At 44.5% G+C, this 18,211-nt stretch carries 18 protein-coding genes and 1 pseudogene; 11 read left to right on the top strand and 8 right to left on the bottom strand.

Annotated elements, in window-relative coordinates; translation table 11 throughout:
• Positions 1 to 6: 6 nt before the first annotated feature.
• Together QFZ77_RS26450 and QFZ77_RS26445 are read left to right on the top strand one after the other, a co-directional pair.
• On the top strand, positions 7 to 1,266 hold the full coding sequence (locus tag QFZ77_RS26450; protein ID WP_307443956.1) for an MFS transporter: 1,260 nt from the start codon (positions 7 to 9) through the stop codon (positions 1,264 to 1,266).
• Positions 1,267 to 1,301: 35 nt separating this feature from the next.
• A complete protein-coding gene (locus QFZ77_RS26445; RefSeq protein ID WP_171688374.1) occupies positions 1,302 to 2,474 on the top strand; it encodes an MFS transporter in 1,173 nt (390 codons plus the stop codon).
• A gap of 78 nt (positions 2,475 to 2,552) precedes the next feature.
• On the opposite strand, the gene QFZ77_RS26440 is transcribed toward QFZ77_RS26445, so the two are convergent.
• The 5 genes from QFZ77_RS26440 to QFZ77_RS26420 form a co-directional block, all read right to left on the bottom strand.
• Positions 2,553 to 3,248 carry a TetR/AcrR family transcriptional regulator gene (locus QFZ77_RS26440; RefSeq protein ID WP_307443953.1) on the bottom strand — a complete coding sequence of 232 codons (696 nt, stop codon included), beginning with the start codon at positions 3,246 to 3,248 and terminating at the stop codon, positions 2,553 to 2,555.
• Positions 3,249 to 3,270: 22 nt separating this feature from the next.
• On the bottom strand, positions 3,271 to 4,317 hold the full coding sequence (locus tag QFZ77_RS26435; protein ID WP_307443951.1) for an ABC transporter permease: 1,047 nt from the start codon (positions 4,315 to 4,317) through the stop codon (positions 3,271 to 3,273).
• Positions 4,314 to 5,042, bottom strand: coding sequence for an ABC transporter ATP-binding protein (locus tag QFZ77_RS26430; protein WP_307443948.1), 729 nt, complete (start codon positions 5,040 to 5,042; stop codon positions 4,314 to 4,316). Before QFZ77_RS26430 ends, QFZ77_RS26435 begins: the two co-directional genes overlap by 4 nt.
• Before the next feature lie 185 nt (positions 5,043 to 5,227).
• Positions 5,228 to 5,920 (bottom strand): hypothetical protein, encoded by a 693-nt coding sequence (locus QFZ77_RS26425; protein WP_307443946.1) that lies wholly within the window; start codon positions 5,918 to 5,920, stop codon positions 5,228 to 5,230.
• A 118-nt stretch (positions 5,921 to 6,038) separates the two neighbouring features.
• Positions 6,039 to 6,671, bottom strand: coding sequence for a YktB family protein (locus tag QFZ77_RS26420; RefSeq protein ID WP_307443944.1), 633 nt, complete (start codon positions 6,669 to 6,671; stop codon positions 6,039 to 6,041).
• 192 nt (positions 6,672 to 6,863) lie between these two features.
• Between QFZ77_RS26420 and QFZ77_RS26415 the strand changes: the two genes are divergently transcribed.
• Positions 6,864 to 7,709, top strand: coding sequence for a stalk domain-containing protein (locus QFZ77_RS26415; protein ID WP_307443942.1), 846 nt, complete (start codon positions 6,864 to 6,866; stop codon positions 7,707 to 7,709).
• Here QFZ77_RS26415 and QFZ77_RS26410 read toward each other — a convergent pair whose 3' ends face one another.
• Positions 7,710 to 8,372, bottom strand: coding sequence for a response regulator transcription factor (locus tag QFZ77_RS26410; protein ID WP_307443941.1), 663 nt, complete (start codon positions 8,370 to 8,372; stop codon positions 7,710 to 7,712).
• Between the two features lie 18 nt (positions 8,373 to 8,390).
• A complete protein-coding gene (locus QFZ77_RS26405) occupies positions 8,391 to 9,527 on the bottom strand; it encodes a sensor histidine kinase (RefSeq protein ID WP_307443938.1) in 1,137 nt (378 codons plus the stop codon).
• Positions 9,528 to 9,722: 195 nt separating this feature from the next.
• Between QFZ77_RS26405 and QFZ77_RS26400 the strand changes: the two genes are divergently transcribed.
• The 3 genes from QFZ77_RS26400 to QFZ77_RS26390 are packed head-to-tail and all read left to right on the top strand — an operon-like array spanning position 9,723 to position 13,005.
• The gene (locus QFZ77_RS26400) at positions 9,723 to 10,658 is read left to right on the top strand and encodes an ABC transporter ATP-binding protein (RefSeq protein ID WP_307443935.1); all 936 of its coding nucleotides are present in this window, start codon (positions 9,723 to 9,725) and stop codon (positions 10,656 to 10,658) included.
• A 12-nt stretch (positions 10,659 to 10,670) separates the two neighbouring features.
• A complete protein-coding gene (locus tag QFZ77_RS26395; RefSeq protein WP_307443934.1) occupies positions 10,671 to 11,858 on the top strand; it encodes an ABC transporter permease in 1,188 nt (395 codons plus the stop codon).
• On the top strand, positions 11,851 to 13,005 hold the full coding sequence (locus QFZ77_RS26390; RefSeq protein WP_307443931.1) for an ABC transporter permease: 1,155 nt from the start codon (positions 11,851 to 11,853) through the stop codon (positions 13,003 to 13,005). Before QFZ77_RS26395 ends, QFZ77_RS26390 begins: the two co-directional genes overlap by 8 nt.
• 55 nt (positions 13,006 to 13,060) lie before the next feature.
• Here the strand turns inward: QFZ77_RS26390 and QFZ77_RS26385 are convergent, their stop codons facing one another.
• Entirely contained in the window at positions 13,061 to 13,159 is a 99-nt protein-coding gene (locus QFZ77_RS26385) for a YjcZ family sporulation protein (RefSeq protein ID WP_307443928.1), read from the bottom strand.
• 219 nt (positions 13,160 to 13,378) lie between these two features.
• Here QFZ77_RS26385 and QFZ77_RS26380 point away from each other — a divergent pair, with 219 nt between their 5' ends.
• The 5 genes and pseudogenes from QFZ77_RS26380 to QFZ77_RS26360 all read left to right on the top strand — a co-directional run bounded on the left by QFZ77_RS26380 (position 13,379) and on the right by QFZ77_RS26360 (position 18,211).
• A complete protein-coding gene (locus QFZ77_RS26380; RefSeq protein ID WP_056833181.1) occupies positions 13,379 to 13,615 on the top strand; it encodes a DUF6953 family protein in 237 nt (78 codons plus the stop codon).
• A 216-nt stretch (positions 13,616 to 13,831) separates the two neighbouring features.
• Entirely contained in the window at positions 13,832 to 14,428 is a 597-nt protein-coding gene (locus QFZ77_RS26375; protein WP_171648607.1) for a hypothetical protein, read from the top strand.
• A 453-nt stretch (positions 14,429 to 14,881) separates the two neighbouring features.
• Positions 14,882 to 15,877: a LacI family DNA-binding transcriptional regulator gene (locus QFZ77_RS26370; RefSeq protein ID WP_307443922.1), complete on the top strand. Its 996-nt coding sequence runs from the start codon at positions 14,882 to 14,884 to the stop codon at positions 15,875 to 15,877.
• Positions 15,878 to 15,907: 30 nt separating this feature from the next.
• Positions 15,908 to 16,906 carry an N-acetylglucosamine kinase gene (locus QFZ77_RS26365; RefSeq protein WP_307443921.1) on the top strand — a complete coding sequence of 333 codons (999 nt, stop codon included), beginning with the start codon at positions 15,908 to 15,910 and terminating at the stop codon, positions 16,904 to 16,906.
• A gap of 5 nt (positions 16,907 to 16,911) precedes the next feature.
• Positions 16,912 to 18,211: pseudogene (locus tag QFZ77_RS26360) on the top strand (6-phospho-beta-glucosidase).

Raw genomic sequence — 18,211 nt, 5'->3', positions numbered from 1 at the left:
AATCATATGGTTTGGATACAAAAATGGCGGAATAATCGCTTGTTTTCCCCATTTGTGATCGAATTGTTAATTATTATGTTTGTCGTCGAATTTGTGAAGGGAGCCTTACTTTTAACGATTTTACCCGTTTATATGAAAACGACATTAGGTGCTTCCGCATTTATTATCGGCTGGACGCTAGCTGCTCAATATATTGGTGATAATGTGCTTCGTACACCCGTTGGCTGGATTATTGACAAGTTGGGTTACCGAACAACCATGCTTACCGGTGTGCTCCTGACATTTGTTTCGGTCATTCTAATTGCAACGACTTCCCAGTATATATGGATGATCGTTGGATGTGCGCTTCTTGGCTTTGGTACGGCGCCATTATGGCCCTGTGTGATCACAGGAACGACGGAAGTGGCCGGCGATGATGGTAAAGCCACGATCATGAGCGTTGTCTATATGGCTTGGCTCTCAGGCGTTGGACTGGGACCGGTAGCTATTAACTTTTTCGTTGGCGAAAATAACTACAGTACCGCATTTCGATTATTGATCGGGTGTATGACGGTTGTCGTTATTGTTGCGCTCATGCTTCCAAGAAAGAATGGCGTGGTAAGAACGGATGGAGAGGGCAGGGTAGAGAAAGCGTTGGTTTCTAACCATGCTGCTGCGCCACTCTGGAATCGGATAACAACATATTTAAGTGAAGTACGGCGCTCTATGTCTGTTAGCCCGCTGTTATTCCCCGCGATGTTCCTGCAAACTTTCGCTCTTGGTATACTGACACCCATTCTCACACTCTATGCCAAAGAGGTATTGATGCTTACATCTTTTCAGTACAGCATGTTTCTAATTGCGGGCGGAGCTGTAACTGTCATTTTCTTAGTTCCGATGGGGAAATTGGTTGATCGTCTAGGCATTCGCCCATTTTTGGTAGCAGGATTTATGCTAAGCGCTTCTGCACTCCTGCTGTTTACCTTCGCGAAGTCAATGATGATGCTTTATGCTTTGGTTGCAGTGCTTGGGGCGGGCTATGCCTTCATTATTCCTTCTTGGAATGCGCTTATTGCTTCAGCCATTCCACCGGAGAAACGAGGCGCAGTGTGGGGCTTCTTCCTAACGATTGAAGGACTGGGGATGATCATTGGGCCGATCGTTTCCGGTAAGATTTGGGATGTGTATGGCTATCATGCACCATTCTTGATGAGTGGCCTTGTTCTAATACTGCTGCTTGTTCTCCAAATGTTCATTTCCATCCCCAAAAAAGGTATGGTACGATAAGGGAAAAATGTTTCGTTTGGAGGATTATAAGCATCATGAATAAACAGATCGGAATCATCATGCTGTTATTGATGACTATATTCGTAGGTTTCGGGATCATCATTCCTGTACTGCCGGAAGTTGTTAAAGGTGCAGGCGCTGAATATCATAACGCGCTGCTATTGTCGGTTTATTCCGCAGCCTCTTTTCTCATGTCCCCCATTTGGGGAGGACTATCGGATCGCATAGGACGCAGACCGATTATTTTAATTGGTCTTCTTGGGTTTAGTGTTAGCTTTTTGATATTTGGATTCGCTGACGGTAATCTGTGGATCATGTACGTATCCCGCATTCTCGGCGGATTATTCTCAGGAGCAGCAACGGCTTGCGCAGTGGCTTATGTAGCTGATATTACAACTGCTGAGAATCGGACAAAAGGCATGGGTATGGTGGGGATGTCGATTGGGTTAGGCTTTATCTTCGGTCCAGCTATCGGCGGGATTTTAAGTCGATGGGGGACCTACCTTCCATTCTTTGTAGCATCTGGACTCGCACTAGCCTCCTTTGTTTTTGCATTTGCTATACTTAAAGAATCGCTGTCAGTTGACAAACGCACCTCCGTGAAGGAGAAAGCTCCATCTAGATGGACAGCTTTCGCTGGGGCATCGAAGTATCTCTATGTGTTATCATTCTTCGTATCTTTCACATTGGCAGGGTTGGAAGCGACACTGCAGTATTACCAAATGGACAAGATTGGCGCAACGCCATTCGATATCGGCATGATGTTCTTAGCCAGCGGTATTGTTGGCGCCTTAATCCAAGGCGGCGTTGTACGCCGCTTGGTCAAACAGGGAGCCGAGCAGCGTGTGATCGGCATTGGGTTATTGCTATCGGCAGCAGGGTTCTTCCTGCTGCTGTACTCTAGCAGCGTGGTGACCGCTGCAATTTATCTCTCGGTCTTCGGCGCAGGTAACGCCCTCATACGCCCGTGTGTGACGTCGCTGATTACACAGCGCACGAAAGTCGGTCAGGGCGTTGCGACGGGCCTCAGCTCCTCTATGGACAGTCTAGGCCGCATTGCGGGCCCGCTCCTTGGAGGAGCGGTATTCGCTATCGCGCATTCGCTGCCGTTCATTATCGGCGGCGTACTCTGCTTAGCAGCGATCCTGCTGCTGCAGCGCTTCGTACTTGTAGATCGTCAGACGCGCGCGCAGCAGCAAACCGCCTGACAAATGCAAAAAAAGCTGTACACTATTTTCCCGAATAGGGGAAGACTGGTGTGCAGCTTTTTTCTGTGTAACGCCTAGCTATGGCTTGCGAGGCGATAAGCCGTGCATGATGAAGTTAATCGTGTGCTCGATTTCTTGGGGTTCATCCCATTCCGAATCCGGCATTAACAAAAATCGAGCAATCAGGAAGCCAATAATCGTAGAGGCAATCAACCGCATACTAGTTGCTTCGGGAAGTTCGATTAATTGACCCTCAGCCTGAAATTGACGAATGGCTTTATAAGCTTTTTCCAGCACTAATACGGCAACTGTTTCTTTAAATTGTTCACGCAGCTCTGTATGGAAAGGGATTTCATGCATGAAAATTTTAATAACAGGAAAATTTTTGCGGGCGAATTCTAATCGGTTCACCGTGATAGCGCGTAAGAATTGTTCAACATCGGGATAATCAGCTTCCAACACATTGGTAAAGTCTTTCACTGCAAACGGTGCAATGAGCTTCGTCATGATGGGGGCAACGATCGAGAGCAGCAGTTCTTTTTTCGTTTTATAGTGACGGAAAATGGTACCTTCCGCTACGCCAGCTTTTTGGGCAATTTCACTGGTCGAGGAGCCTGCAAACCCTTTCTCAGAGAAAATCTCAACGGCCGCTTGAACAATCTTTATCTGTTTATCGGTCATCTTCTCTTCTTCGTCATTTAGACGCAGAAGTTCAGTTAACCATGGCTCGATTTGGGACAATGTATTCACCTCTTCATTTAGCAAAACTGGCATTGTAACATAGGACATCCTAACATTATATCTTACGGTGCTTCTTGAGTGCCACTATGTTTAAGATCATGAAGCAAGTCGTGAATGCTGCTAACACGAGAACGTCCAACCAAATGCGATCCCAACCAGCACCGCGGATCATAATATTCCGTAGGGCATCAGCTCCGTATTTAAGCGGCATAATGACACCGATCCAGCGAAGGTATACAGACATCGTATCGAGACTGAATAAGCCTGAGAAGAACACTTGGGGTACGATAATAAGCGGAATGAACTGAATCATCTGGAATTCATTGTTTGCGAAAGCTGAAATCAGCGTTCCTAGTGATAGGGCAGCCAGTGCCAGCAGGACCGTAATCAGCAAAACATACCAGAAAGAGCCGACCATCATTAGACCCAGCACACTAGTGGCGAACCATGCAATGAGCGTTGCTTGGAGTGTTGTAAATATACCGAAGCCTAGAATATAGCCGACAACGATTTCCCAACGACGAAGCGGTGTAGCCAGCAGTCGTTCTAAGGTTCCGCCGGTTCGTTCCCTCAAGAAGGAAACGCCAGATAGCAGGAAGACGAAGAAAAAGACGAAAAACCCGATGAGAACAGGACCGAAATTGTCAAAAGCCGCCATATCGGCAGAGCCATGCAAGTAGGTGATGATTGGCGCTTGTAAATTGGAGATTGAGTTAACGTTGGGGTTCGCTGGAACGACGCTTTGCAATGCTTTTTGCAGCAAGAACAGCACAGCTCTATTTTTACTGGGGTCACTTCCTTCCAGAGTCACTTGCGGCGCTGTCCCATTCATCGCAATGACGGCATCTAAATGTACAGCTTCTAGCTCAGTTTGGGCATCATCTGCCGTGTAGACAATTACTTCAGCATTTTGATCCTGCAGTTTTTGAATGAGCGGAGCGGGGATATTGACAGCGCCTAGTTTAGGGACATAGGTGTTGCCGTTAAACACTAATGACATCATAAAAAGAATTAACATTGGAGCTACAAGCATCATCATTAAAGTTCGTTTGTCGTGAAAGAACTGGCGTAAAATACGGATCACAATCGCACGAATTCTCATTGCTTGACACCTCCATAATATAAGAATGCCTCTTCAATCGTTGCGGAGGAAGTTGCCTGTTTCAACTCATCCGGTGTTCCTACAGCCGTGAGTCTGCCGTCACGGATCATCCCAAGCTGATGACATTTGTCAGCTTCATCCATCACGTGAGTAGTCACGAGAATCGTTGTACCCTGCTTACTGAGATGCGTCAACTCTTGCCAAATTGATTTCCGCAAGAAGGGATCAATTCCCACTGTAGGCTCATCAAGAATTAGAATGCCTGGCTCATGCAGCAAAGAGATAGCGAGCGATAAGCGGCGCTTCATTCCTCCAGAATAGTTGGAAATCTGCTTCTTCAAATGAGAGCCTAGATCAACAAGCTCCATGACGTCATGGATGCGCTGATTGCGCTTTGTACCCGTTAACCCATACAAAGAAGCGAAAAACTCCAAATTCTCCTGAGCGGTTAGTTCTGCATAAAGGGCATCCGATTGCGCCATGTAACCGATTTGCGATAGCATCGTTAACTGGGGCATCTGCTGCCCAAGCACATGAACGGTACCAGAAGTGGGTACATCAATGCCAGCAATCATACGTACAAGCGTTGTTTTCCCTGATCCGGAAGGGCCGAGCAATCCGAAAATATGGGCTTTAGGTACAGCCAGAGTAATGCCATTCAGAACAACCTTTTCGTCAAATTGCTTGCTGACACTATGCACTTGAATAGATATGTCCGTTGTCATAGATTTGCACCTCTTTCAGAGTGAGTAATCACTCATTTGTATTGATGTACTTATCATACGCGATCTTATTAAAATTGAGAAGTGAGTAATCACTCATTTTTAATATTTATTTTGAAATGGATTTATAAATTAAAACAGCAAAAAGGCATCCCAGAGGAATGCCTTTTTGCTATCACTTACATCTATCAGTCTTTGACTTTCGCGTCTTTTTTTCGGTCAACCCATTTCTCAATAGATGGGGTTAATTGGTCCTTTATGGACGCCACAAGCTTGTCCTTCGAAATGCCCTTAGACTGGGCAATCTCAGCCAGCGATTTGCCGGAGCGGAGCTGGGCGTGAAGTTCGTCCGTGCTCAGACCGAGAGTCTTAGCGAGCTTCTCTGTATCCGGCTTCAGTCCAAACTTATGCCACTTCCCTCGGCCATCATGACCATCTAACAAGTTTTTCTCGTTGAGGATGAACTTCAAATGCTCACTGAGCTTCATCTTCATGTGTTCGCCTTGATCTGCTGTCAGCTTGCCGTCTTTGACAGCCGCTTCAATTTTACCTGTTCGAAGCTGCTGCAGTTTGGCCGTCAAGTCGGCTTCATTGATGCCTTTGTCAGCGGCTGCTTCAACGATGCTTTTGCCGCTCTTCAGTGCTTTAACGAGCGCTTCTTTGTCAATGCCGATGACAGTAGCAGACTCATCGACAATCGGCCATTTTCGGCGATGACCGCCTTGTTCCTTCTCGTCGGTCTGATGCAAACGAATCGTTTGCTCCTGATCTTCGGAAGGAGATTGAGCCGCAGCCGTTAGGGAGGGAAGAGCACTGCAGCCAAGAGCGATTGTGAGAGCAATTGAGCTCGCCATTAGCTTTTTCATATACGTAGGGTTCATACTTGTTGGATCCCTCCTTTCCTGTTGGATTAGGACTACAGCGCTTAGTCTGTGCAGGAGGGGTTAATTTTACTTTAAAGGAACCTTAGTCCCACATAAAAATTTCCATAAATCCGATTTACTTTGCGTTCACAGCCATCTGGTAAAGGGGGATAAGCTTCTCAAAGGTTTGTTTAATAAGCAATTCAAGTTCAGCTGGTTTCACTAGCACTGGATCCTTGAAACTGAGGTTGCGGCCGATTAACAGCTCCGCTTTTTTAACATCGCGGAAACGAATGAGTGCGTCGTTCCAGCCGCTGCGGTCTAAATCGGCAAGAGAGGTAACGTCTTTTTTCATATGGTCGAAGGAAAGAACGAAATCGGATGGAATCTCCTTCTGCAAACGGTCGATTTCTTTCATGTAGGTAGTCGCAATGTTACTTTTATTCGGAAGCTCATAGATAAGTGCTAACCAAATAAATACACGATCATCAAATAGACCAACCTGGAAATGAGGTACCTGTTTATACCCTCGTTTGTTTGGACAAATTGCCAACCATGTATCAACTGGGGGATTCACTTTGCGTCTTAAGTGTTTAGCGATATGTAGGAACATTTCTGTACCGGAAAGGACGGACAAATCCTGGGCCAAAGAATCACCTAATGCTTTGAATTTAGGCTGAATGCGCTCTCGAATGGCTTCCATACGTCCATCAAGACCCTCTATAGCAAAGGTATCGAAATCATGCTGTGCAAATCCAGTGAAACTCATCTGTTTAATTCCTCTTTTCAATTACGTTTTCAATTATTCTAAAGCAATTCGCGTATTCCCGCAATGATTACGAGTTTCGTAGAAAGGAAGTAGGCCATTGGACCGATTTTATGGCAGAAAAGCAGGAAAAAAGTGGAACTATGCCGAAATATGTGGTAACTATCCATTAGGAAGACAGGAGAATTTATACTTATGAGGATGTCAAAATGGTCCAAAATTGCGGTACTTGGCACTTTAATGGGAACTTGTTTCACAGCAGGTGTTTACGCACAGGATGTGCTGCAGCGCGTTGATGCTTACTTAAGAAATGATTTTAAAGTCGTGGTGAACGGGCAAGAAGTGAAGCTGACGAATCCGCCTTTAATTTATAATAATTCCAGTTATTTGCCTGTGAAGGAGCTAGGAACTTACCTGGGAGCGGTTGTGAATTGGAAGGATAGTACGAAAACAATCTATCTGAATTCCCGTGTTAATCCTCAGCAGCCTGCGGAAGGCAACGAAACGAATTATACAGAAATTGTGCTGCAGTACCCGTATCCACAATATTTGGACTACTTAGGGGCGACTTATCCGGTTCTCGTTAATATGACGGATCAGACGTATTACCGATTGAAAGATTTGGACCGAATGGGTGTTTCTACCAGCGGATTGCGGAAAGCGAAGGAGAAGTATTCAGAGGATATCTATGTCAGCGAAGAAGAATTGAAAAAGAGCTGGAAAGAAACGCCGCAAATTTCCTATCTCATTAATGAACCCATCGTCATTACAGGAGAGCAGGATCCGGTTAAGCTCAAGACAATCAGAGCGTATGTGGAAGGTTTCCGATACTATGAGATCAATAAAGTACCTTACATGACGAATCCGATTATCATTGATGCGATGCCTGAAGAGAATACATACAGCTACTTACTTACGGAAAATGGGCATTTCTATCGCACAACCCTCAAACTGACGCAAATAAATGGCAATAATAATAAGCCTGATTATGTGGTTGGAAGCTCCTCCAAAGAGGACATCCAAGTGACGAGAGTTAAATAATTAACTATCGGAACCTGATTGCCTTTTTAAATAGAAAATAGCAATTTGCGTGCGATCTCGGAGGTTCAGCTTGCTGAGAATTTCCGTAATATAATTCTTAACAGTACCTTCGCTCAGGAATAGCTCCTGGGCGATTTCTTTATTGGATAGACCTTCAGCGATTTTCGCTACGACAGCTTGTTCACTTGCTGTTAAGCCATATCCACTAAGTGGTTTGGGTGCAGGTACGTTCGAAGGAGAACCAGGGTTGATGAAGGTTGTCAATTTCTTGGCAATATCTGCATGAATCAGTAGATTGCCTTGTTCTACCGTTTTGATTCCTTGAATAATCCGATCTGGCGAAATATTTTTGAGCAGATAACCGCTGGCTCCGTTTCGCAAGGCTTGAACGATAAATTCATCATCGTCGAATGTGGTCAGAATAAGCACAGCAATATCCGGATAAGCTTGCTTAATCTTCAAAGTGCCTTGTACACCGTCACAGATTGGCATCCGAATATCCATCAGGACAACGTCAACCTGGACGCCGTTCTGGATAAAAGCAAGAGCTTCGTCTCCATGCGTACACGTGCCAACGACCTTAATATTTTCATCAAGTCCAATGATTAATTGTAAGCTTTCGCGGATGAATGGATCATCGTCTGTAATGAGTACATGAATCATGCTGCGTTCAACCCTTTCTTAGGTAGATTCAAATTGGCGAAAAGTGGGCAAGACAGTCGTCACTGTAAATCGATCCTCGAGCGATACAATAAGTTGACCGCCAATGAGCTTACTTCGTTCTTCCATCCCAGACATTCCTAGTCCGTTCACACTGCGCTCTGTAGGCAGTTTACCGTTATTCGAAATACACATTGTAATCTGTTTGGATTCATACGTTAACTGAATAAGAACTTGGGTTGCGGACCCGTGACGAATGGCATTCGTGATGGCTTCTTGGGCATTACGGTATAGAATGAACTCTAGACTCGGATACAGCATGTAGGGCATCCCCTGCATCTCAACCTCAATGGATATCCCTTTATCTGCTGTCAGTCCTTCAATGAGCCTCCCCAGTGAGTAGGTTTGCACCGTTTCTTCATCTGGTTTCAGTCTACGTACGGTTGAACGCAGCAGTTCCATGCTTTCTGTTAACTGGTCACGGACCGACATTAACATGTCTACGCCTTTCTTCTGTTGAGTAGGAAGGATCTGCAAGGATGCTTCCATCATCATTTTCAGTCGGATCAGCTTATGTCCCAATTCATCATGAATATCTCGGGAAATCCGATTGCGTTCGTCCGTTTGTGCGATGTTTTCGACTTTCCGGGCGTAATCCATTAACTGAATGCGAGCTTCGTCCAGTTCGTAATGCTGCCTCCGAAGCCTGTCATAGAGCAGCTCAACTTCCTGTTTGTTTTGCTCAGTCTGAAGCATCTGCAGCAGGAGCAGCGTCAGAGAGAAGAAGATCAGATTGGCAATGAGGTAATAGCTGTTTGGCTGACTATGTAAGGATATGTTCAACAGAATCAACTGAATACTCACGTAATAGTAACGGATATGACTATTTACGGTGGTTACATAAGATAAGAGCGTGGAGTAAAAGGTGATGAACAAAATGCCGTCATAGTGATAGCTCATCCATCCGCTAAATCCAATTTCGAGTAAAAGCATCCATGCTGATTTCGAGAATATCGTTCTGCGCAGTTCTGCGATCCAAATGAATAAGAGAATGAGGAAAACATACATGCCATTGGATGAATAGCTTTCGAGATACATCGAGGCAATCGCTGGAATGAGAATGAGTAAATAACGGGTTAACGAGCGTAATTGTGTCAATCGATTTCCTTCCTTTGCAGGGCAAGTATTAGCAAAGTATACCATAATAACCAAGTGGGTTAACACGTCTAATAGACAGATAATGACTTTTGTCACCTTTGAATAATGACTTATTCTACCTGTTAATGGGATCCCTTGGAGATACAATGATTGTAATAAGACCAGTTGGAAACAGGGGAAAAGGGAGAGGATCTTGTGAGCTTTGTTCATTTAAAAAATGTTGTCAAAAAGTATAGCAATCAAATTTCTGTCGATCATTTGAATTTATCGATTCATGAAGGTGAGATTTTCGGATTGTTAGGCCCCAATGGGGCTGGGAAAAGCACTACGATCAAGATGCTGAGCGGCCTGCTCAAAATCGATCAAGGCGAAATGTTTGTTGACGGGCTCTCAGTTGCGAAAGATACAATTGAAGTGAAACGGAGAATTGGTCTTGTTCCACAAGATCTCGCAATCTTCGAAAACCTAACAGCACGAGAAAATGTCACTTTTTTCGCAAAATTATATGGGTTAAGAGGTAAGCTCCTGAAAGAAAGAGTAGAGGAAGCGCTGGAATTTGTAGGATTATTGGATCGTGCTCGTGATAAACCAAGTTCATTTTCCGGCGGAATGAAGCGGAGATTGAATATTGCGTGTGCAATTATGCATCGTCCAAAGCTGATTATTATGGATGAACCTACCGTGGGCATCGATCCTCAGTCCCGAAACCACATTCTGGAATCGGTTAGGACGCTGAACCGTATGGGCTCAACGATCATTTATACCTCACACTACATGGAAGAAGTGTCCGCCATATCCACGCGGGTCGGCATCATGGATCATGGGCATCTCATTGCTTGTGGAACCCAAGAAGAATTGCGCGGTAAAGTTGAGCAGGACAATAAAATTATCATTCAAGCAGCTAACCTGAGGGAAGAAGCCGTAATGGAGCTAAGGGATCATCCGCGGATTAAGCAAGTCACCATTCATGAGCAGACACTTGAGCTGCTGGTAGGTTCCTTCCAAGCCTATTTGCAGGACATCCTGTTCATCCTTTCCAAACACGAAGTGAAAATCCAATCGCTCACGCAGGTAGAGCCTGATCTTGAGGCATTATTCCTGTCGTTGACCGGAAGAACCTTACGGGATTAGGAGGAGGTCAACATGCCGATTTGGATCATTGCGAAGTATGAAATATTGCGTTTTATGCGTATGCGTTATGTACTCATTATTCAGTTTTTGATGCCGCTTTTACTTATTTTCATTTTGGGGTCGGCGCTCTCAGGTGCGTTCAAAATGGAAGATCGGACACTGAAGCCCGTTAAGGTAGATGTGGTACAGTCAGATTCAGGCGTCTTAAGCGCAGGGTTTACAAGCTTTCTCAGCACACCGGAGTTAATGAAGATTATACAGCCTATGAACATTCAATCACGTGAGGAAGTGGTAAAACGGCTCAAGTCAGGGGATTCGGAGTTTGCACTCATCATTCCAAGTGATTTTAGCAGCCGCGTGCTTGAAGGAAAAGAAGCAGAGTGGGAGATGTTACTAGGCCAGGATTATGGGCAGAATTTGACCGCTAAGATGACGCTTCGCTCCTTTTTGGATCAAGTTAATTACATGCAATCCGCGATGATTTCAGCAGGCCCTGGGGCTGCGGAACTACTGCAGAAACAAGGTAGTGACGGATCATTCAACCCGACAGCGGAGGCTTCTTCGCATGTACGGCTTGGTAAGCTTACTTCTTCTAATTCCAACTATACGGCAATGCAATATTACACAGCGTCTATGCTAGTCATGTTTTTGTTATACTCGGGCATGGGGGCGGCATTGGGTTTGCAAGGAGAGAAAGAAAAGCACACGTTATCCCGATTAAATGCGATGCCCATTCATGAATATCAAATTTTATTGGGTAAAATCTTAGGAAATATCTTCAGTTCGATCGTCCAGGCAGGGCTCGTTATTAGTGCTACCATTCTGTTTTATGGTGTCGATTGGGGAAATGACTTCTTCCATCTCTTCCTGGTTTGCTTATTGATTATCGTCGCTTCGATGAGTCTAGCGATATTGATTATGCTGGCAGCGAAATCGTCTAAAGCAATCAGCACGACGTTCCAAATGCTCATTCTTGTCATGACTTTCCTAAGTGGAGGCTTCACACCTCTTCCAGAAGGTCTTCTGCAGCGGATGGGAGAGATTACGCTCAATCACTGGGCCATGCAGAGTATGTTTCGTATAATGCTCGGAAGTGACGCTGCAATCATAGGGCATCATATATCGATTTTGGCGTGTATTAGCGGGGGATTGTTGCTTCTTTCCCTGATTGTGTATCGGAAGGCGGGATATCATGAATAGCTTATTTATAGCGCTCAATATGCTGCGTCGTACACTTTTTCAGAAAAAAGGCTTTCTGATGTATTTAGTCATTCCAGCAGCAGCGGTTTCACTAATCATTGGTGTACTTGGTCAACAGAGCGAGCACGGGGTTGATATTGCTTATATCAATTTGGATCGGGGAGCGATGGGTTCCCATCTCTTGCAAGAACTTTCGATGCTGCCAGATTATCGGCTCAAAGAAGAAGCTTCTGAAACTGCGCTTAAAGAAGTTGTCACGAAGCAAAAAGTGAGCAGCGCCTTTCTAATTCCTGAAGGATTCAGCGAGACGTTGATGAAAGGTGCATCTGCGCAAATAGATATGTACCAACTAAACATCAATGAGGCTTCGATCACGCTCAAAATCAATCTGGATAGTATTCTATCTAGATATCAAGGAACGATTGAACTGCATAGCCAGCAAGGGCTCCAAGAAGCAGCGCTTCGTGAAGCAGTGGAGAAGACTATTTCTCAGATGGAGAAGCATCAGGTGAAGGCGCAAGTCACTGATCTTAATTTGTATGTGAACCCGAATATGAATAGGGTAATAGGTTTCATGCTGATGTTCATGATGGGGTTAATCAATAATACCGTTTCCGTGATTATGGATGATCGAAGACAACGCACAATGGCAAGAACGTATTCAGCGCCCATTCATTCTTTCGAAATTATACTTGGGAATTTCATAGGCAGTTTCTTGGTTGGAACGCTTCAGGTGCTTGTCATCCTGTTGTTTACGCGTTATGTAACGAATTATGAGTATGGACTTCCGTTTGTATCGCAGTTTATTTTGTTGGAGTTTTTTTTACTAGCATGCATGGGAATTGCCAGCGCGGTAGCTAGTATGGTTAAGAATGCGTCGAATATGGGCATGATTAATTCTCTCGTCGTTACCCCAACGTGTATGCTGGGCGGATGTTTCTGGCCGATCAGCCTGATGCCGGACTGGATGCAGAAGATTGCGAATTTCGTTCCGCAAAAGTGGGTGATTGAGGCCATTCAGCGAATGGCTTCTGGTCAGACTCTGTCCCAGATGTGGATGCACATGAGCGTACTCACCTTGTTTGGACTGATTCTTTTGGGTGTCGGTTCGGTCATTCTTAGACCGGGAGATGCTGAGGTTAGTTAACTAAAAATCAAAGGGCTACCTGCTTCTGTGAATAGCCCTTTTGTTTTTAAGTGTATTAGATAAAGAAAGCGCTAGAAATAATTACCAACAAAATGAAGAGAACCAAAACGGCTGCGGAAGATCTATAACCACCGACACCTGCGTCATAACCCATTTAAATCACCCTTTCGTTTAAAAATCTGTTCGTTTGTCTTACGAGATAGCATATGGTGTTCCCCTATGGAATGAATGGGCTATTAGGTTTTACACTAATGATTGTGCTCCTGTACCTATTCGAACGATGATTTCGAGAAGATTGTGTTACAATGGTACAATAACGTCACTTGCCTGTACACAGGCCCCAGAAACATACGAGTAAAGGGAGAGAATGTAAATGGCCGTTACGGCGAATGAAGTTGCGGAATGGATGATGGAGCAGTTGAAATCCGCGGGTATTTTACATCAAAAAGAAGCGGTGGACTATATAATTCAACATTTTGGGGAATCCTTCATCTATGTGAACGAGAATGGGAATCAAGCGATTTCCAAAGATGTGAAGAAAATATTTAAAAAACTTCATGGCGGTAAAGCAGCTTGGGAGCGCGATGGATTTTTCTGGGGATGGCATTAAACACGTAGGTACTGCATAGGCAGAGGCCGTAGTCTTCCCGTTTAGGGCTGAAGCCGTTAGGATACAGGCATCAGCTTTTTTTGTACGTTTTTCCTTAAAAAAATGTCAATAATCCAAGTTGCTAAAACATAGAATTCATAATAAGATAAGAGTAAGCAGATAAGTTGTCTGAATATTTAAATAAAATAATATGCGCCAATTATGGAGGGGATTGCCGTGAGTAAGAGTCATGAAGTGGAGTATTGCAACCTAGAGTTACGATTTGATCGCCGGCTAATCCGGAACTTCATTAAAGCACTCATTCAGGAAGGTTATTCTCTGTATTGGAACGAAAGCGAGCTGCAGTTCATCATTTCCATTCGCACAGGACGCAAGCTCATTAAGCTGAAGTTCGAACGAATCGGTGAAAAGTATAAAATTGTAGGCAATTATTCCTTCAAAGATGAGAAGCTCGCCGAAATGATGGAGAAGCTGATTGGTGATACACGTGGTCATGCTGTAGTAAAAAGATTCAAGGATCGGCAAATTCTCATTGAGAATATTATGTTCGGTGAAATTATTCGAATGGTAGAGATTAGCGGTATCGAACATAAAGTGCTGTATCAGAAGGAGCCTGCCGTGACCGTAGAGGAAGTCATGCAAGCGCTGCGATCCAAACGTACCGACGATCGGATTCCTATTTTACGTATGGAGCTGGATTACGAACTGGCTACTCTGCATGATGCTATGGCTTCAGGTGATGTCAAAGCGGTCATGGAGAGTAAAACCAAGCTGATCGAAATGAGACAAGAAATGCTCTTATTGGAGATGTGAAAATGAATATTGGAATCAAATAAAGAGAGAGTCTGTATCTAGTTAATAGATAGGGCCTCTCTTTAAATTTTTTGTGAAATTACGCTTGTTAACCCGAAAGTCATCGTATATAATCAATTTATGAAAGTTAAAGCACTTTAACTTTTACGGTGAATCTTTTTTTGATACTACCCTAATATGTGTTTATTTTCTAAAATAAAAGAGGAAGTAAACGCTAAAAGTTAAAGCGGTTAAACTTTAAGTGATGAGAATTCACAACAAAGAAAACAGTGGAAGGAGTCGGACTACTCGCAGATTAATGAGCTGTTCATAAACGAGCTGGCAAGCGTCGAAAATGGCGATACTGCATTTGCATTCCTCCTGTATATTTGAAACGCTAATTGTTATACTTTGGAAACATGCTGTAAATCGACTTGATTACTGCAATTATAGAGCTACAGGAGTTGTTTTAATATGAAAGTAAGCATCTTTGACGTCGCCAAGAGAAGCGGTTTGTCAGTCGTCACCGTTTCGCGGGTCATTAATCAAGCTGGTACTGTACGTGAAAAAAACCGCCAAAAAGTGCTGCAAGCGATGAAAGAGTTAGATTACCATCCGAATGCAGCTGCACGAAGCTTGGCTCGTGGCAAGACGGGTATCATTGGACTCGGCATTACCACATTAAATGATTCTTTCTTGGATGCAGTAGTCAAAGAGATTAACGATCGGCTTGCTGAAAAAGGTTACTTCTTAGCGCTTTCGATATCAAGAGATGTGTTCGCATCTTTCGATAATTCTATGTTCCAAGAGGACCGTGTGGATGGTGTTATTATGCTCTCGCCGGTTCATGAGGATGATTATGTCATGGAATTGAAAAAGAAGAAAATTCCTTTCGTCATGCTGGATAATCAGCATATTCATCCATCGATATCCTCTGTAATCATTGATAATTATAAAGGTGGTTACGAAGCCACGAAACATTTAATTGACCTAGGCCACACGGAGATTGCCCATATTTCCGGGCTTGCACCTTACTTAAGCAGCAGCGAGCGGCGGCGCGGTTTCGTCAGTGCGATGCAGGAGGCAGGTTTGGATCCTTCTTGGATTGAAAAAGGTGATTTTAGCATCACCTCCGGTTATCAAGCGGCAAGTGGCTGGATTCAGTCGGGAAAACTTCCGAGTGCGGTATTTGCCGCAGATGATCTGACGGCTTTTGGTGTGATGGACGCGCTCAAAAATGAGGGCTACAAAATACCGCGTGATATGTCAATTGTTGGTTTTGATGATCAGATTTTCTCGGAGGAATTCCGCCCCAGGTTAACTACCGTTCGTCAACCGGCGGACAAAATGGGGCAGCAAGGCGTTGATATTTTGCTTAAGTGGATTGATGGTACAGCCAAACGCAATATAACGGTGCAATTGGAACCGGAATTAATTATTCGAGAATCCACCATAAGTAAACGAAACTAGAGATGATGGATATATTCAGGAGTTGAAAGCATGAAATATTATTTGGGTGTAGACGCAGGCGGGAGTAAAACCTACACACTCGTAACAGATGAACATGGACATATAATCGGTAAAGGGCACAGCGGCAATGGCAATCATCAACTTGGTGTAGAACAAGCACTCGGAAATATTACAAATTCCGTAGCCATGGCTCTACAGCAGGCGGGACTTACACTCAGTGACATTGAATATGCTTTTTTCGGCCTTGCTGGCGCAGATCGACCGATTGATTATACGATCCTTCGCCCGCTAATTGGCGGACTGGGATTCGCGAATTATGGTTTTGATTGTGATACCATGATTGCATTGCGTGCGGGTACGTCACAGCCTTTTGGCGTTGTTTTAATCTGCGGAAGTGGAACGAACAGTGCCGGCAAGAACAGGCAGGGTGATTTTTTTCAATGTGGAGGCTTCACCTACCAGTTTGGTGATTTTGGCGGGGGAGGCACTCTTGCCGTAGAGGCTTTCCGTTCTGTCATTCGGTCATGGGATGGCAGGGAGCAACCCACGATGCTGACTGAGCTGCTGATCAAGTTTCTTGGCTATAATTCGGTGCAGGATATGTTTGATGATTTTCTGGATAACAACAAATCCGTACCGCTCCATACGACCAAACTGTTGTTCCAAGCCGCGGCGCAGGGAGATGAAGTCGCCTGCCGCATTCTCAGGGTGCAAGGGGAAGAGCTTGGGAAGTCAGCCACAGCTGTAATTAAACGTTTAAACATGGAGCAAGAGACTTTTCAAGTTGTGCTTGCGGGCAGTGTCATTGCAAGAGGTGACGGGCCATTTATTCATTCTTATATTGAAAAGGCAGTGAGCGAAGTCGCCTCCAATGCGACAATTGTGAAATTGAACGTTGAACCTGTGGTTGGCGCAGTTTGGATGGCGATGGAAGCCGCAGGTAACCCCGTTACCATAGATGTGTACGAGAAACTCCGGACCGTGTCCGATTATCAAACCATACAATTATTAGATAAGACTAGGATGTGAGTGCAATGAGAGATGCATTGAAAATTGCCATCATTGGCGGAGGTTCATCTTATACGCCGGAAATCGTAGAAGGTTTTATCTTAAGATATGCCCAGCTGCCTGTAAGAGAGCTTTGGTTTGTGGATGTGGAAGCAGGTAAGCACAAGCTGGAGATCGTCGGTAATTTGGCAAAAAGAATGATCGAGAAGTCCGGTTTGCCGATCGAGGTGCACTTAACCTTGGATCGCAGAAAAGCGATCGAAAATGCGGATTTCGTAAGTACGCAAATGCGTGTAGGTCTTTTGGAAGCCCGTAAATGGGATGAGCATATTCCTAATAAATACGGTGTTATTGGTCAGGAAACGACCGGTCCGGGCGGGATGATGAAAGCGCTTCGTACGATTCCTGTACTGCTTGATATTTGTAAGGATATCGAAGAACTGAGCCCTAACGCGTGGCTGCTGAACTTCACGAATCCGGCAGGTATGGTGACTGAGGCGATTCATAAGTACTCCAAAGTAAAAAGCATAGGCCTTTGCAATGCGCCTATCGGCTTGCACAAATGGTTAATGAACAAGTATGATGCTGCTCCTGAACAGATCTACACCGAGTTCGTTGGGTTAAACCATCTCCACTGGGTAACGCGTGCTGAAATCAGAGGCGAGGATAAATTAGCTGAATTGCTGGATCGCAAAGAAGAATATAGCGGCAAAAACGTACCGGCAAGCGAATGGGATGCGGATTTCTTGCGTTCGCTGCAATCCCTGCCTTCCTACTATTTGAAATATTTTTACATGACGGATATCATGCTTGAAGAACAGTTGGCGTCGCTCAAAGAAAATGGTACTCGGGCGGAAGTTGTGAAACGCGTTGAGGATGAATTGTTCGAGCTTTATCAAGATCCTGACCTGCAGGAGAAGCCTAAACAGCTGGAGAAACGCGGGGGCGCTTACTATTCCGAGGCAGCTGTCAATCTCATGGATTCCATTTACAATGATAAGCGGGATATTCAAACGCTGAACGTTATGAACGATAACATCATCGACTTTGCCGAAGGATGCTTGTATTGAAGTGAATTGTGTCATTACAGCGGGTGGTCCTATTCCAATGGGCTTGACCAAAGTTCCTGAACATGTCAAAGGCCTTATTCATGCAGTCAAAACATATGAACGCCTCACCATTGAAGCTGCTGTTACAGGCAGTAGAGATCTCGTTCTACAAGCGTTGGTTCACCATCCTTTGGTTCCGTCAGTGGCAGTAGCCAAGACGCTTATGGAAGAAATGCTGGAGAAGAATAGAGCGTATTTACCGGCTTTTTTCAAATAA

Origin of the sequence: Paenibacillus sp. V4I3, from assembly GCF_030817215.1 — a bacterium.
Lineage (GTDB): Bacteria > Bacillota > Bacilli > Paenibacillales > NBRC-103111 > Paenibacillus_E.
The sequence above is the reverse complement of the archived record's forward strand: the minus strand, read 5'-3'. Positions and strand labels throughout refer to the sequence as shown.